The following is a 14,531-nucleotide window of genomic DNA, read 5'->3' on the forward strand; positions in this document are numbered from 1 at the left end:
CCCAGGCACTTAAAGCATGAAAAAAATAAGCATTCTACTAATAACAATAGTTTTTATAATTGGTTGTAATCGGGAATCATATCCATTTCTAATTGACAATACAAGGGTGGGCCAACTCACAAAGGAAATTCGAATCAATCAATTGGACTCTATTTTCCCCAATGATTCTATAGTAAGAAATATCTCGGGAAATGAATTTCTTAACTCCACGAACAATATAGAAATCTACGATAAAGATGGCTCGCCGCTTCTTATTCTGGAACCGGTTCAACAATTTGATACGTTAAGTACCATTGGATATATTCAGATTTTGGATCCCAGGTATGAAACCCTGAAAGGGTTAAATATAAATAGCAACTTTGGCGATGTTGTAGAACAATACCGAATTTCCAGAATTGAAAACACATTGAATTCAGCTGTGATATTTATAGACGAATTGAATTTATACCTCACCATAGACAAGCGGGAATTACCTTCCAGCCTAAGATATGATACCGATACACGGATCACGGCTTCTCAAATACCGGATAACGCAAAGATCAAATATTTTATGATTAGCTGGTAATGCTGCTCTTGTTTAGGAAATGTTAATGTCAAAGTTGGTTAAATTTCTTTGGTTACCTTTACCCTCTAACCAATAATTTACATTATGATTAAGATTTTAGCAGTTATCATGTTAATAGGAGGTGCCATATCATTAGTAATGGGCGTTCTTGGAATTTTTGGAAGTTTAGCTTTAGCGATAAGCCCCTGGCCGTTGGCCATTTTAGGTTTTGTATTTTTTATAGCTGGAATTTCCATGCTGAAATATAGAAAAGACACTGATGAGGTGGCTGTAGCTAATAAAAAAGCAGAATAATTTTACTCTTGGGTAGCAAGTATATTCTTTAGGAACAGCCATTAAAATGGTCTACTTATCTTTATATTTGCTACCCTACTTTATTTAAAAAAAATGCAACTCACCCGTATAAATAAATATCTAAGCGAAGCCGGTTTCTGTTCAAGACGTGAAGCCGACAAATTAATTGAGCAGGGACGAGTAACCATAAACGACAAGCTTCCGGAAATGGGAACAAAAGTAGCCGAAAATGATGTTGTAAAGGTAGATGGGAAAACTATTATTAATCTGGATGAAAAACCTGTATATCTGGCATTTAATAAACCAGTTGGTATAGTTTGCACCACAGACACGGGAGTTGAAAAAGACAATATTATAGACTACATCAACTATCCAAAACGTATTTTTCCAATTGGAAGACTTGATAAGGCCAGCGAAGGTCTTATTTTCTTAACAGATGACGGGGACATTGTAAACAAAATTCTGCGCGCCAGGAATAATCACGAAAAGGAATATATAGTTACAGTAAACAGGCCATTAACCTCAAATTTTCTTCAACGAATGAGTATGGGAATTCCTATTCTGGATACCATGACTAAAAAATGTGAGGTCGAGCGTTTGGGAAAATTCGATTTTAAAATCATTCTCACACAGGGTTTGAACAGGCAAATTAGGAGAATGTGTGAATATCTGGGATATGAAGTTACAAACCTGAAACGCACCAGGATTATGAATGTTGTTTTAGACATTCCAACAGGTGAATGGCGCGACTTAACATCCAAGGAATTGCAAACAATAAATTCCATGGTTTCAGAATCTGAAAAAACAGAAAAACCTGTTCAAAAGAAGGAATCCGTTCGAAGATCAGATACTCAGGAAAAAAAAGAGAATAAAAAACCTTCTAAGCATTCCGGGAACACTCGAAGTTCATCAAAAAACAAATCTTAACAAATTATTGGCGTTAAAAAGTCATTAAATCTTCATAATTTTAAAAAGAACTAAAACTACTTGATAATATGACAAATAAAATTCAGCCATTTCACCTGGCGATTCCAGTTCAGGATTTAGAGACGAACCGAAGTTTTTACCGGGACACACTAGGTTGTATTGAAGGTAGAAGCAGCGATCATTGGGTTGATTTCAATTTTTTTGGACATCAGTTGGTAATCCACGTTCAGGAACCAGCTCCTTCTCCAACTCCCAAAGGCAATATAGTAGATGGAAAAGATGTGCCAATCCCACATTTTGGTGTTGTTTTGGAATGGGATGTATTCCAGGATTTTTCAGAAAAACTGAAAAGTAAAAATATCGAATTTGTAATTCAACCTTACATTCGTTTTAAAGGGAAAACAGGAGAACAGGCTACTATGTTTTTTAAAGATCCTTCTGGTAATGCCTTAGAATTTAAGGCCTTTAAAAACATTGACCAGCTTTTTGCAAAATAAAATTATAGATGGATAGACTAAAACCCTCTTTAGTACGTCAACTTTTCGTACTGCTGTTAATTATATTTTTAGGGCTTTTAATTTTTAAGGAAATCGTTCCTTATCTCTCCGGTATTCTGGGAGCCATCACATTATATGTTATTTTAAAAAAGTGGATGGGGAAACTTTTGGCAAGGAATTGGAATAGATCTTTGGCGGCAGCTGTATTAATTATAGGTTCCTTTATTGGAATTTTGATTCCCATCTCGCTAATTGTCTTTATGCTTTCCTCCAAAATTGGGAAAGCGGTAGCAAATTCAGAAAAAGTTATTACTGCCATTAAGGATCAAACAAATAAAGCTGAAGAATATTTTGGATACAGCCTTAGCAAGAGTATCGACAGTTCTGCCATAACAGATTGGGTATCTACCAACTTACAGAGTTTAGCCGGCGGCACTTTTAATGCATTTATCGCCATTGGAATCATGTATTTTTTGCTTTATTACATGTTAGTCAATAAAGAAAAAATGAAAGAATTGCTTAACACGCACATTCCTTTAAATGATGAAAATATTAGATTGGTAGGTGTGGAAAGCGATATTTCGGTTCGTTCCAATGCTCTTGGAATTCCATTAGTAGCCATAATTCAGGGGGTAATAGCATTAGTTGGATTTCTTATCTTTGGTGTGCCAGATCCTTTTTTCTGGTTTGTAATTACTGCTGTGGGCTCAATGATCCCGTTTATTGGAACAGCAATTGGAATAATTCCGGTTACCTTGCTTTTATTATCGCAGGGACAAAACTGGCAGGCTATTGCAATTCTTATCTATGGATTTGTTGTGGTAGGCTCCACAGATAATCTTGTACGCTTGTATATTTTAGAAAAACTTTCAAGCGTTCACCCATTGATCACACTTTTTGGTGTGGTTGTAGGCATACCCCTTTTTGGATTTATTGGACTGATATTTGGACCCCTTTTAATATCACTCTTTATGTTGATCCTTAAAATATACAAGACGGAATACGGAAATGAAAATCAAAATTTATAAAATTAACCATTAAAAATAGACGACTATGTTTGGTAAAAAATCTAAAATGATTGATGAGGAATACGTAAGTGGTGAGATCACCAAAATAAATGATGGCGATGTAGATATGGCTGTAAACAGTCACGAAGCAATCTCAGATAAAATTCTTAATTCAGGTGTATTAAAAAAATATACAGAGCTGGGTAAGGTTATGTTTGGGATGCTGAAGGATTATCGCAAAGGAGTTTACACCAATGTTCCCTGGTTTACCATTGCAGCGATCGCATTTTCCTTTCTTTACATATTAAATCCATTTGACCTGATTCCCGATTTTATTCCTGGAATAGGGTATATAGACGATTTTGCAGTATTCACTTTCGGGCTGAAATTTATAGAATCTGATCTGCACAAATATCTGGACTGGAAACTGGAGGAAGAGTAATTTACTTTGACTTACAACAAATGAGTTAAGTTCATAAAAAAAGCCGCAAAATGCGGCTTTTTATTTTAAATATCAATTAGACATTAGATTTTTCTTCTGTGATTTTCACGTGCCAACAGCGTGTTTTTAAGCAACATAGAAACTGTCATTGGCCCAACTCCACCCGGAACCGGAGTAATATACGATGCTCTTTTACTAACATTTTCAAAATCTACATCGCCTTTTAAAACATAGCCTTTTACTGCGTTTTCATCTGGCACTCTTGTAATCCCAACATCTATTACAACCGCATCATCTTTAATCATTTCGGCTTTTAAAAAATCGGGGATACCTACAGCAATGATAACAATATCTGCCTGGGAAGTAATTTGGGTAATATTCTTTGTGAATTCATGAGTAAGTGTAACCGTAGAGTTCCCGGGAAAACCACTTCTTCCCATTAAAATGCTCATTGGGCGTCCAACGATATGACTTCTCCCTATTACCACCGTATGTTTCCCTTTTGTAGGGATATCATACCTCTCCAGCAATTCCAATATTCCAAAGGGAGTAGCCGGGATAAAAGAACTCATATCCAGTGACATTTTCCCAAAATTGGTTGGGTGAAATCCATCCACGTCCTTTTCAGGATCTACGGCCATCAAAACTTTTTGTGTATCTATTTGCGGGGGAAGAGGCAACTGAACTATGAAGCCATCAATATCATCATTTTCGTTGAGTTCTTTAATTTTGGCCATCAATTCCAGTTCGCTTACCGTAGAGGACAATCTGTATAAAGAGGATTCAAAACCAACTTTCTTGCAAGCCTGAACTTTACTATTCACATAGGTTAAACTTGCTCCGTCGCTTCCAACAATTATAGCAGCCAGATGTGGGACTTTTTCTCCCAGTTGCTTCATTTTTGTGACCTTTAGAGCAATTTCATCTTTAATATCATTGCTTGTTTTTTTACCATCCAGGATTATCATTTCAGTAATCGGTATTATAATTTGTTAGCTATAAAAGTCCGTTGATCTTTTTTTTTGATTTCTCAATCGGGTATTTGAGGATAATTATTTCATCCCTTTCATCATCTGCATCATCTTTCTTCCGCCACCACCCTGCATCATCTTCATCATTTTTCCCATCTGCCCAAATTGCTTTAATAATTGATTCACCTGCTGAACCGATGTACCTGAACCTTTTGCAATTCTTTTCTTTCTGGATGCGTTTATAAGAACAGGAGTACTTCGTTCTGCCTGAGTCATGGAATAAATGATCGCTTCTACGTGTTTAAATGCATCATCATCAATATCCACATCTTTTAACATTTTTCCCGCGCCAGGTATCATTCCCATAAGGTCTTTCATAGACCCCATTTTCTTTATTTGATGTAATTGAGTAAGAAAATCGTCAAAACCGAATTGATCTTTCGCAATTTTCTTCTGAAGTTTTCTTGCTTCCTCTTCATCATATTGTTCCTGTGCACGTTCAACAAGGGAAACCACATCACCCATCCCCAGGATCCTATCGGCCATACGGGAAGGATAGAAAACGTCTATCGCATCCATTTTTTCACCGGTACCAATGAATTTTATTGGTTTTTTTACAACCGATTTAATGGAAATAGCGGCACCACCACGGGTATCACCATCCAGTTTTGTAAGAATAACCCCGTCAAAATTCAGTCGGTCATTAAAGGCTTTCGCAGTGTTAACAGCATCCTGACCAGTCATAGAATCTACAACAAATAAGGTTTCATTTGGTTTGATTGCGACGTGGATATTTGCAATCTCTGTCATCATCGCTTCATCTACTGCCAAGCGACCTGCGGTATCTATTATTACCACGTCATGCCCGTTTTGCTTTGCAAATGCAATGGCAGCCTGAGAAATATTAACAGGATCTTGATTTCCTTCATCACTAAATACAGCTACCCCTATTTGTTCACCAACTATTTGTAACTGATTTATCGCCGCCGGTCTGTAAACATCACAGGCAACCAACAAAGGATTTTTAGATTTTTTAGTTTTGAGATAATTTGCCAGTTTTCCCGAAAATGTGGTTTTACCACTCCCCTGTAAACCGGCCATTAGAATTACTGAAGGTTTTCCGGAAAGATCTATCCCGGCAGCTTCGCCTCCCATCAATTCGGTAAGCTCGTCTTTTACGAGTTTTACCATCATTTGACCAGGTTTCAAGGCTGTTAACACATCCTGTCCCATGGCTTTTTCCTTTACCGTGGTGGTAAATTCTTTAGCAATTTTATAATTCACATCGGCATCAACAAGTGCCCTGCGAACTTCCTTTAAGGTTTCAGCTACGTTTACTTCTGTAATCTGGCCATGTCCCTTAAGGATGTGTAAGGCATTATCTAACTTATCGCTTAAACTATCGAACATAATTCTACTTCTTATTTAAGTTGACCGCCCTTTTCCAGCGGTTTGCAAATTTAATGATTTGATACTGAAGTGAAAAGTTTTATTTTCGGTTTTCTGTATGTTTCCGCTTCACAGGTAAGGATGGTTACATTCTCTCCGGAACCTGTATTCCTAATAATCCAAATGCCGACTTAATTACCTCTCCTACTATTTTTGACAACTGCACTCTGAACTTTTTTTCAGCTTCATTATCGGTTCCCAAAATGGTCACGTTCTGATAAAAGGAATTGAATTCCCTCACCAGATCGTAGGTGTAATTAGCGATTAATGCCGGACTGTGATTTTCTGCAGCCAGCTGGATCATTTCAGGATATAAAAGGATTTGCTTTATAAGTTCCTTCTCCTTTTCGTGTAATTGGTAGGATTCAGGAATAGTAGATTCTTCAGAATAATCAAAATCTGCTTTTCGAAGAATAGATTGAATACGGGCATAGGTATATTGTATAAATGGGCCCGTATTTCCCTGAAAATCTACCGATTCTTCGGGATTAAAAAGAATTCGTTTTTTGGGATCCACTTTCAAAATATAATATTTCAATGCTCCCAATCCAATCATTTTATGCAGTTCTGCCTTTTCCTCTTCTGAATATTCATCCAGCTTTCCAAGTTCTTCTGAAATGGTTTTCGCCGTAAGGGTCATTTGCTCCATCAACTCATCTGCATCTACTACGGTTCCTTCCCTGCTTTTCATCTTCCCTGAAGGCAGATCTACCATCCCGTAACTAAGGTGAACCAGGTAATTCGCCCAATTAAATCCAAGTTTATTCAGAATTAAGAACAGGACTTTAAAATGATAATCCTGCTCGTTTCCAACGGTATAAACCATTCCGTCTATATCAAAATCTTTTACTCTTTGAATTGCTGTACCTATATCCTGCGTCATATAAACCGCAGTACCATCACTACGCAATACAATTTTTTCGTCCAGGCCTTCATCAGTAAGATCTATCCAAACACTTCCATCCTCTTTCTTATAAAAAACTCCTCTTTCAATTCCCTGAGCAATAACATCTTTTCCAAGTAAATACGTATCGCTTTCGTAATAATTTTTATCAAAATCAACTCCGAGATTGTTATACGTTTCTTCAAACCCGCTGTAAACCCATTGGTTCATTTTTTCCCACAAAGCGATCACTTCAGGATCTTGGGCTTCCCATTTAAGAAGCATTTGCTGTGCCTCTTTAATGATTGGCGCTTCGGCTTTTGCTTCTTCCTCAGTTTTTCCCTGAGCGATTAATTCTGAAATTTGTTTTTTATATTCCTGATCGAATTTTACATAGTAATTTCCAACAAGCTTATCTCCTTTTAGTCCCGTAGATTCCGGTGTTTCCCCGTCTCCAAATCGCACCCATGCCAGCATGGATTTACAAATATGGATTCCACGATCGTTTATGATTTGCGTTTTATAAATCTTATTCCCTGCAGCCTTCAAAATTTCGGCTACAGAATATCCCAAAAGGTTATTCCTTACATGTCCAAGATGCAAAGGCTTATTGGTGTTTGGGGAAGAATACTCGACCATAATGGTTTTAGAGTTATCAGAAAAGCTAAGCTTTCCAAAATCCTTCTTATTTTTGGTCTCATTAAAAGAATTCAAATAGAAGGAATCGCTTAAAACAAGGTTTAAAAACCCCTGAACGACATTGAACTTTTTTACTTCGGCAACATTTTCAACAAGAAATTCACCAATACGCTGCCCTAACTGAACCGGGTTCGTTTTTACCTGGCGCAGCATAGGAAATGTTACCAAGGTTATATCCCCTTCAAAATCTTTTCGGGTAGGCTGAAATTCAACCTGTTGTATCTGAACATCATACGTCTTTGCAACTGCATTTTTAACCGCCTGTTCAATGGTTTTTTGAATATTCATTTTAGATTGTTTAACCTTTTTTCAAAACTTAATAAGAGGGCAAAGATAATGGAAAATACGGGCAAGAGATAGTCCTTTAGCCTCAAATCATTATCTTTATAAAAAAATGTTATGCTACTGAACATAAGTTACAATCAGCCAAAAATTCGGGAAAAAATCAATGCTGAAGTGGGTGCTCCTTTTACCCTTTTGCAACGCTTTAAGCTAAATGGAACGGGTTCTCCAAAACTCCATATTACCACTATGAGCATTGATATCCATAATTTAATGGTTTTGGACAGGAATGCCAATATATGCAATGTTGAAATGCGGCCCAACGGAATTATCGTGATGTTCCGGTCTTTATTGGAGACCTATGCATTGGTAATCCCGTATTATAAATTAAACCTTTATAAAGGGAAAGCAGAAGAATATTCGATCTACAAAGATCATTATTTCATCAAAGTAAAAGCAGATAATGCCAAGATTCACCAATACTTTAAAAAAATCCTGGATTACAGAAGTGACAATGCTCCAACGCAGGTGGAGGATATGCAATAACCTTAAATTTACAAATCAATTTTTTTAGCAGTCTAAAATTAAAGGTAAAATGATTTTCTAATAATTCAGTAATCATTCTGCAGGTGCACCTTTGCGGCAAAAAAGAATGGAATTGTTTATCTATGTTTTTGCCGCTTTATTTTCTGTAATTAATCCACTTGGTACCGTTCCTATATTTGTAGCACTCCCTCAGGAGGATTCTTCTTCAGAAAGGTCCAAAATATCCCTGCTTACTTCTATAAATATTTTCGTGATCCTTCTCATTTCCTTCTTTACAGGACGCTACCTGCTCCAATTCTTTGGGATCAGCATAGAATCCTTAAGAATTGCCGGCGGACTTATTATTGTAACTTCTGGTTTCGCTTTGCTTACAGGATCTTTTTCAAAGCATAAAGGAATGGACAAACGGAAGGTAAAAGATGATGCTTATCAACGGGAGGGAGTATCCTTAACCCCACTGGCGATACCTATGCTTGCCGGGCCCGGCTCAATATCTCTCTTAATTGGGATGTTTGAAGAATATGATGGAAATTTGGAGAAATTAACTACTGTACTCGCCGTTCTTGCAGTTTGTACCGCCACGTTTCTAGTCCTGAAGAGCTCTCACTACATAGTGAGGATACCTGGGTGCTTCAGGAATAAATGCAATTTCAAGGATAATAGGATTTATTGTAATCGCAATTGGGATAGAATATATCAGCTCATCTGTAATAGCAGTTTTAGGGAGCGTTTTAAAGTAAACCTTTGGTTATCTTTTTCCGAAAGCGACACCTCCTACCAATGCCAGAATACCTAAAGCGATCATTGCATAAGACTGGGTTTTGTCTCCTTGCGCTTCAATCTTTAGAGGCCCGGCTTCCATTAGTACTTCCGGAGTTATTAAAGTATATAATCCATAACCCACCAAGGCTACTCCAACAACTAATAAAACTATCTTAAGGGTGTTGTTCATCTTGCTTAAAACTTATTAATTTAAGTGAAAGTAGACAATTTATTCCTAAATTATGAATTATTAAAACTTTCTATGAGAATTTTACTTACCGGTGCCAATGGCTATATTGGATTAAGGCTTTTACCTCAACTATTGGAACTTGGACACGAAGTGGTTTGTGCCGTAAGGAACAAAAACAGATTATCTGCCAATAAAGAATTGCTTTCAAAAATAGAAATAGTTGAAATAGATTTTCTTGAACTCCCTGAAACCCCCGCTGCGATCAAAAATATTGATGCAGCATATTATTTGATCCATTCTATGTCCGGATCTATGGAAGATTTTGACGAACAGGAAGCACAATCGGCTAAGAATTTCAATAAACTAATGGCAGAAACTTCGGTAAAGCAAGTAATTTACCTTAGCGGAATCGTAAATGAAGAGAAACTGTCCAAGCACCTTCAATCACGTAAAAGGGTAGAGGAAATTTTATATCAGGGTGATTTCAAATTAACGGTTTTAAGAGCAGCCATAATCGTGGGTTCCGGAAGTTCTTCCTTTGAGATCATCAGGGATCTTTGCGAGAAATTACCTGTAATGATTACCCCTCAATGGGTAAGAACAAAGTGCCAGCCAACTTCAATACGCGATGTTCTACTCTTTCTTACCGGCGTGCTTGGGAATGAAAAATGTTACAATGATTCTTTTGATATTGGAGGGCCCGATGTGCTCTCTTATAAAGAGATGATGCTACAATATGCTGAAGTGAGGGATTTGAAATTGTACATTCTGGATGTCCCGGTAATGTCTCCTAAAATATCTTCTTACTGGCTGTATTTTGTTACCTCGACTTCCTATAAACTTGCTGTAAATCTTGTAAACAGCATGAAAGTGGAAGTGATTTCTAATGACAAAAGGCTTGAGGAAATCTTAGGACTTAGCCCCATTTCATATAAGGAGGCGATCAAACTGGCATTTTATAAAATCGAACAAAACCAGGTAGTTTCGAGCTGGAAAGACTCCATGAGTAGCGGAAGATTTAGAAAAAACCTTAATAAATACATTCAGGTGCCTACTTTTGGCTGCTTAAAAGATGGGCAATCGATTAAGATCGAGAATCCGGAAGAAGTCCTGGAACGCATTTGGGCTATTGGCGGATTAACGGGTTGGTATTATGGAAACTGGCTATGGAAAGTACGTGGGTATCTAGATAAGGCTTTTGGAGGTGTAGGACTTCGGCGCGGACGAACTCATCCTTCTATTATTAATGCGGGTGATTCTCTGGATTTCTGGCGAGTTTTGCTTGCAGATAAGGAGCAAAAACGACTTTTGCTTTTTGCCGAAATGAAAGTTCCCGGAGAAGCCTGGCTAGAATTTGAAATTGATGACAAAAACGTGCTTCATCAAACCGCTACTTTTCGGCCTAAAGGAATTTGGGGCAGAATTTACTGGTATTCCATGTTCCCTTTGCATTATTTTATATTTGAAGGGATGCTTCAAAAAATTGCAAAAGGCGATAAAAAATAAAGAATGGGGATTTAAAATCCCCATTCTTTAATAAACAAAATCAAGCCGCAAATATCTATTCATTTGGCAGGAAAACTTCGGCCAACATGCATCGGGCACTACCGCCACCGCAGGTTTCAATAGTATTTAAATTTGAACTAAGGATCTCACAATATTTTTCAATGGCATTTATTTGCCCTTTTGTCAAACTTTTATGAGCAGTATCGCTCATAATAAGATATTTTTTGCCATTGGCCCCGCGAACCTGCAACATGTTACCTGCAAACTCATGAATTTGAGCCTCGGTAATAGGAATAATTTCTTTCCCGTCCTCCTTTAAATGTTTTCTAACATTTTTTCTCTCCTTAACATCATCTATACAATCCAGGCAAATTACCGCAAACTCTTCGGCTATACACATCATAACATTGGTGTGATAAATAGCTTTTCTCTCTCCTGATACGTCCTGAAATGCATTAAAAACGACAGGAGTGTATTCAAAATCCTCGCAAAACTCAATAAGCAAGTCTTCATCGGCTCTTGGAGACAAAGCACAATACGCTTTTCTATTAGCTCTATCCAGTATCAAACTTCCCGTACCTTCCAGATAAACCTCTTCTTCTTCAGCTTGCGTATAATCCACAACCTCATCAATTTTAAACCCTCGACTTTCCAGAACTTCAAAAAATTCCATGCGTCGTTCCTTTCTTCTGTTCTCTGCAAACATAGGATAAAGTGCAACTCTTCCATCATTATGAAAGGAAACCCAGTTGTTTGGAAAAATGGAATCCGGAGTGTCGAGTTCCTTTTTATCATTTACAACGATTACATTCACTCCTACTGTTTCCAGTTTTTCTACAAAAGCATCGAATTCCTCCTGAGCCTTTCTATTGATTTCTTCCTGCTTTAGCTGAAGATCTTCCTGAAAATAATTGTTTACCGCGGTTTGTTCATTCATTCTAAAAGCCACCGGGCGAACCATTAATACGGTATTTGTTGTTTGTTTCATTATTTTTTATTCTCTTATTAATGGCAATGTTGAACATCTTAAAAGCCCTTCCTGCTTAGAAATTTCAGCATAAGGAACCTCTTCTACCTTAATACCCTGTTGGCGTAACCAGGTATTCAATCGGGTAAAATTCTTTTCTGAAATTACAACATCTTCTGAAATACTAAAAATATTGGAATTCATGTTATACATGTCATCCCGGGTTATTTCAAAAATATTTTCCTTTCCGAAGAGATTCACCAACCATTCATATTCTTCTTCAATTAAAAATCCGCCTTTATAAATAATCGCTTTATCTTTTCCAACCGGCTGAAAGCAGCAGTCCAAATGCAACGCATTATCCCTGGCCTCGTCATTTGATTTTCGAAGACTAAAGGAAACGACTTTCTTATTAGGGAATAATTCCTGAAGAGCCTCCACCGCTTTCATATTGGTACGTGCAGTTATAAATTCCTTATAATCGTCTCCTTTGTAGGTGCCAACAAGAATGTAATCTTTATACGGCATTACATCTCCTCCTTCTATATGCGCATCTTCGGGCAAGGTAATTACTTTTTCAGGGTCAATTTGGTCTATAACGTGATTGATGGCTTCAATTTCCTCATCCCTATCTGGTAAAATATTAGCTTTTATAAATTTATCCTCAATCACAAAAGCGATATCACGGGTAAATATCTGGTTATAATCCTCGATAAGATTAGGCCTGAAGACCTGTACATTATATTTTTCAAGAACAGCGGCTACGGCTTCCATTTCAAGAACCATATCCTCTTCTTTAGGATAGGTGCCGGATTTTATGAACTCCGCCGATTTAGGGTCATAGGCTTCCTCAAGTTTTGGAACTGGTCCATTACTTTTAGCAGTGCCTAACACTACTGTCTTCAAAGGGGCGGTTTCACTTGTTATATTTAATTTCAACATCGCTGTTTCTCATTTTCTGCAAATATAAAAAAAGCTCCGCTGGAAAAGTATCTTTTAAACTTAATTGAAAAGTCTTTTTTCGGCAATTTCAAGTTATAATTGCAAAAGGCCAAATTGATTTTATTTTTTGTATTGAACTAATATAACCAACTTTTTAACCTAAAATTGTTGATCATTTCTCAAATTCACTTGATGATTTTAATCCTTTAGAGCATAAAAAAAGCTCCATAATAAAATGGAGCTTTCGTATAGTACAAACTTATTCTTTTTTATCTATTCTCCAATTGCTTGAAACTACGAAGATTTTCTCCTATATAAACCTGACGAGGTCTTCCTATTGGTTCTTTACCCAATCTCATTTCTTTCCATTGAGCGATCCAACCGGGCAACCTACCTACAGCAAACATTACGGTAAACATCTCTGTAGGAATTCCCATCGCGCGGTAAATAATACCTGAATAGAAATCTACGTTTGGATATAATTTTCGCTCTACAAAATAAGGATCTTCCAGGGCTGCTTTTTCAAGGCTTTTTGCTATATCAAGAATTGGATCTTCTACTCCAAGAGCATCCAATACTTCATCTGCAGACTTTTTAATTATTTTAGCACGAGGATCAAAGTTTTTGTAAACTCTATGTCCAAATCCCATCAATCTAAATGGATCATCTTTATCCTTTGCTTTTGCAATAAATTTAGAAGTATCGCCACCATCATTTTGAATTTCTTCAAGCATTTCTATAACTGCCTGGTTCGCCCCCCCATGAAGTGGACCCCATAGTGCAGAAACTCCAGCAGATATTGATGCGAATAAACCGGCCTGAGAAGAGCCCACCAACCTAACGGCAGATGTAGAACAGTTTTGTTCGTGATCTGCGTGAAGGATCAATAATTTATCCAGTGCATCTACAACGGTTTGATCCAGTTTATATTCCTCTCCTGGTTTTTCAAACATCATTTTTAAAAGACTCTCCACATACCCAAGATTCGTATCACGATTGTTTAAGGCTTGATTATTTCTTTTTCGTAGCGTCCATGCCGCAAGGGTAGGAAACTTAGCCAAAATCTTAACGATGGCCTTGTACATATCCTCCTCAGAATCTACATTGACAGATTTTGGATTAAAAGCTATAAGTGCACTTGTCAATGAAGACAAAATCCCCATTGGATGAGCAGAGGAAGGAAAACCATTGATGACTTTCTGCATATCCTCATTCACTTCACTTTGACCTATAATATCGTTCTTGAAATTATCTAGTTGTTGCTTATTAGGTAATTCTTCAAAAATCAACAGATATACAACCTCGAGGAAATCTGCCTTTTCCGCCAGCTCCTCAATAGAATATCCCCTATATCTAAGGATTCCTTTTTCTCCATCCAGGAAGGTAATAGCGCTTTCACAACTACCCGTATTTTTAAATCCCGGATCCAGGGTTATTGCTCCCGTTTCTCCTCTTAAACTCTTAATATCAATGGCAACTTCATTTTCTGTTCCAATGGTTACCGGGAATTCATATTTCTTCCCATCTATCTCTATCGTAGCAACTTTTGACATACTATTATTATTACTTTTTGTGATTAATCTTAGGAATGCTAAAATACAA

General features: G+C 37.1%; 15 protein-coding genes and 1 pseudogene. 9 read left to right on the forward strand and 7 right to left on the reverse strand.

Annotation, left to right across the window (positions count from 1 at the left end; genetic code table 11):
• Positions 1-16: 16 nt before the first annotated feature.
• The 6 genes from GILLI_RS07555 to GILLI_RS07580 all read left to right on the forward strand — a co-directional run bounded on the left by GILLI_RS07555 (position 17) and on the right by GILLI_RS07580 (position 3,732).
• Positions 17-565: a hypothetical protein gene (locus GILLI_RS07555; protein WP_006988503.1), complete on the forward strand. Its 549-nt coding sequence runs from the start codon at positions 17-19 to the stop codon at positions 563-565.
• Between the two features lie 84 nt (positions 566-649).
• Positions 650-859, forward strand: coding sequence for a hypothetical protein (locus GILLI_RS07560; protein ID WP_006988504.1), 210 nt, complete (start codon positions 650-652; stop codon positions 857-859).
• Between the two features lie 93 nt (positions 860-952).
• Positions 953-1,786 carry a 23S rRNA pseudouridine(2604) synthase RluF gene (gene rluF, locus GILLI_RS07565; RefSeq protein WP_006988505.1) on the forward strand — a complete coding sequence of 278 codons (834 nt, stop codon included), beginning with the start codon at positions 953-955 and terminating at the stop codon, positions 1,784-1,786.
• A 68-nt stretch (positions 1,787-1,854) separates the two neighbouring features.
• The gene (locus GILLI_RS07570; protein ID WP_006988506.1) at positions 1,855-2,283 is read left to right on the forward strand and encodes a VOC family protein; all 429 of its coding nucleotides are present in this window, start codon (positions 1,855-1,857) and stop codon (positions 2,281-2,283) included.
• Between the two features lie 8 nt (positions 2,284-2,291).
• On the forward strand, positions 2,292-3,311 hold the full coding sequence (locus GILLI_RS07575) for an AI-2E family transporter (RefSeq protein ID WP_006988507.1): 1,020 nt from the start codon (positions 2,292-2,294) through the stop codon (positions 3,309-3,311).
• 25 nt (positions 3,312-3,336) lie between these two features.
• Positions 3,337-3,732, forward strand: a complete 396-nt coding sequence (locus GILLI_RS07580) for a YkvA family protein (protein WP_006988508.1) — start codon at positions 3,337-3,339, stop codon at positions 3,730-3,732.
• Between the two features lie 83 nt (positions 3,733-3,815).
• Here the strand turns inward: GILLI_RS07580 and GILLI_RS07585 are convergent, their stop codons facing one another.
• The 3 genes from GILLI_RS07585 to argS all read right to left on the reverse strand — a co-directional run bounded on the left by GILLI_RS07585 (position 3,816) and on the right by argS (position 8,022).
• A complete protein-coding gene (locus tag GILLI_RS07585) occupies positions 3,816-4,700 on the reverse strand; it encodes a bifunctional 5,10-methylenetetrahydrofolate dehydrogenase/5,10-methenyltetrahydrofolate cyclohydrolase (RefSeq protein ID WP_006988509.1) in 885 nt (294 codons plus the stop codon).
• Between the two features lie 84 nt (positions 4,701-4,784).
• The gene (ffh, locus tag GILLI_RS07590) at positions 4,785-6,113 is read right to left on the reverse strand and encodes a signal recognition particle protein (RefSeq protein ID WP_006988510.1); all 1,329 of its coding nucleotides are present in this window, start codon (positions 6,111-6,113) and stop codon (positions 4,785-4,787) included.
• A 124-nt stretch (positions 6,114-6,237) separates the two neighbouring features.
• Complete coding sequence (gene argS, locus GILLI_RS07595; RefSeq protein WP_006988511.1) at positions 6,238-8,022, reverse strand: arginine--tRNA ligase; 1,785 nt, start codon at positions 8,020-8,022, stop codon at positions 6,238-6,240.
• A gap of 111 nt (positions 8,023-8,133) precedes the next feature.
• Here argS and GILLI_RS07600 point away from each other — a divergent pair, with 111 nt between their 5' ends.
• Together GILLI_RS07600 and GILLI_RS07605 are read left to right on the forward strand one after the other, a co-directional pair.
• Positions 8,134-8,562: a hypothetical protein gene (locus GILLI_RS07600; RefSeq protein ID WP_006988512.1), complete on the forward strand. Its 429-nt coding sequence runs from the start codon at positions 8,134-8,136 to the stop codon at positions 8,560-8,562.
• A gap of 106 nt (positions 8,563-8,668) precedes the next feature.
• A pseudogene (locus GILLI_RS07605) lies at positions 8,669-9,302 on the forward strand (MarC family protein).
• A gap of 8 nt (positions 9,303-9,310) precedes the next feature.
• Here GILLI_RS07605 and GILLI_RS07610 read toward each other — a convergent pair.
• On the reverse strand, positions 9,311-9,514 hold the full coding sequence (locus tag GILLI_RS07610; RefSeq protein WP_006988514.1) for a hypothetical protein: 204 nt from the start codon (positions 9,512-9,514) through the stop codon (positions 9,311-9,313).
• A gap of 72 nt (positions 9,515-9,586) precedes the next feature.
• Between GILLI_RS07610 and GILLI_RS07615 the strand changes: the two genes are divergently transcribed.
• Complete coding sequence (locus tag GILLI_RS07615; RefSeq protein WP_006988515.1) at positions 9,587-11,020, forward strand: SDR family oxidoreductase; 1,434 nt, start codon at positions 9,587-9,589, stop codon at positions 11,018-11,020.
• A 55-nt stretch (positions 11,021-11,075) separates the two neighbouring features.
• Here GILLI_RS07615 and ctlX read toward each other — a convergent pair whose 3' ends face one another.
• The 3 genes from ctlX to GILLI_RS07630 all read right to left on the reverse strand — a co-directional run bounded on the left by ctlX (position 11,076) and on the right by GILLI_RS07630 (position 14,482).
• Entirely contained in the window at positions 11,076-12,008 is a 933-nt protein-coding gene (gene ctlX, locus GILLI_RS07620; protein ID WP_006988516.1) for a citrulline utilization hydrolase CtlX, read from the reverse strand.
• Between the two features lie 6 nt (positions 12,009-12,014).
• Complete coding sequence (locus GILLI_RS07625) at positions 12,015-12,929, reverse strand: dimethylarginine dimethylaminohydrolase family protein (RefSeq protein WP_006988517.1); 915 nt, start codon at positions 12,927-12,929, stop codon at positions 12,015-12,017.
• Positions 12,930-13,198: 269 nt separating this feature from the next.
• Positions 13,199-14,482 carry a citrate synthase gene (locus tag GILLI_RS07630; RefSeq protein ID WP_006988518.1) on the reverse strand — a complete coding sequence of 428 codons (1,284 nt, stop codon included), beginning with the start codon at positions 14,480-14,482 and terminating at the stop codon, positions 13,199-13,201.
• Positions 14,483-14,531 lie beyond the last annotated feature (49 nt).

Origin of the sequence: Gillisia limnaea DSM 15749, from assembly GCF_000243235.1 — a bacterium.
GTDB lineage: Bacteria > Bacteroidota > Bacteroidia > Flavobacteriales > Flavobacteriaceae > Gillisia > Gillisia limnaea.

Excerpts from the sequence above, each read along its gene's own strand:
- argS (WP_006988511.1), bottom strand. The coding sequence starts at position 8,022 with ATGAATATTCAAAAAACCATTGAACAGGCGGTTAAAAATGCAGTTGCA.
- GILLI_RS07610 (WP_006988514.1), bottom strand. The coding sequence starts at position 9,514 with ATGAACAACACCCTTAAGATAGTTTTATTAGTTGTTGGAGTAGCCTTG.
- GILLI_RS07585 (WP_006988509.1), bottom strand. The coding sequence starts at position 4,700 with ATGATAATCCTGGATGGTAAAAAAACAAGCAATGATATTAAAGATGAA.
- GILLI_RS07630 (WP_006988518.1), bottom strand. The coding sequence starts at position 14,482 with ATGTCAAAAGTTGCTACGATAGAGATAGATGGGAAGAAATATGAATTC.
- GILLI_RS07570 (WP_006988506.1), top strand. The coding sequence starts at position 1,855 with ATGACAAATAAAATTCAGCCATTTCACCTGGCGATTCCAGTTCAGGAT.
- GILLI_RS07580 (WP_006988508.1), top strand. The coding sequence starts at position 3,337 with ATGTTTGGTAAAAAATCTAAAATGATTGATGAGGAATACGTAAGTGGT.
- GILLI_RS07600 (WP_006988512.1), top strand. The coding sequence starts at position 8,134 with ATGCTACTGAACATAAGTTACAATCAGCCAAAAATTCGGGAAAAAATC.
- ctlX (WP_006988516.1), bottom strand. The coding sequence starts at position 12,008 with ATGAAACAAACAACAAATACCGTATTAATGGTTCGCCCGGTGGCTTTT.
- GILLI_RS07555 (WP_006988503.1), top strand. The coding sequence starts at position 17 with ATGAAAAAAATAAGCATTCTACTAATAACAATAGTTTTTATAATTGGT.
- GILLI_RS07625 (WP_006988517.1), bottom strand. The coding sequence starts at position 12,929 with ATGTTGAAATTAAATATAACAAGTGAAACCGCCCCTTTGAAGACAGTA.
- ffh (WP_006988510.1), bottom strand. The coding sequence starts at position 6,113 with ATGTTCGATAGTTTAAGCGATAAGTTAGATAATGCCTTACACATCCTT.
- GILLI_RS07575 (WP_006988507.1), top strand. The coding sequence starts at position 2,292 with ATGGATAGACTAAAACCCTCTTTAGTACGTCAACTTTTCGTACTGCTG.
- GILLI_RS07560 (WP_006988504.1), top strand. The coding sequence starts at position 650 with ATGATTAAGATTTTAGCAGTTATCATGTTAATAGGAGGTGCCATATCA.
- rluF (WP_006988505.1), top strand. The coding sequence starts at position 953 with ATGCAACTCACCCGTATAAATAAATATCTAAGCGAAGCCGGTTTCTGT.
- GILLI_RS07615 (WP_006988515.1), top strand. The coding sequence starts at position 9,587 with ATGAGAATTTTACTTACCGGTGCCAATGGCTATATTGGATTAAGGCTT.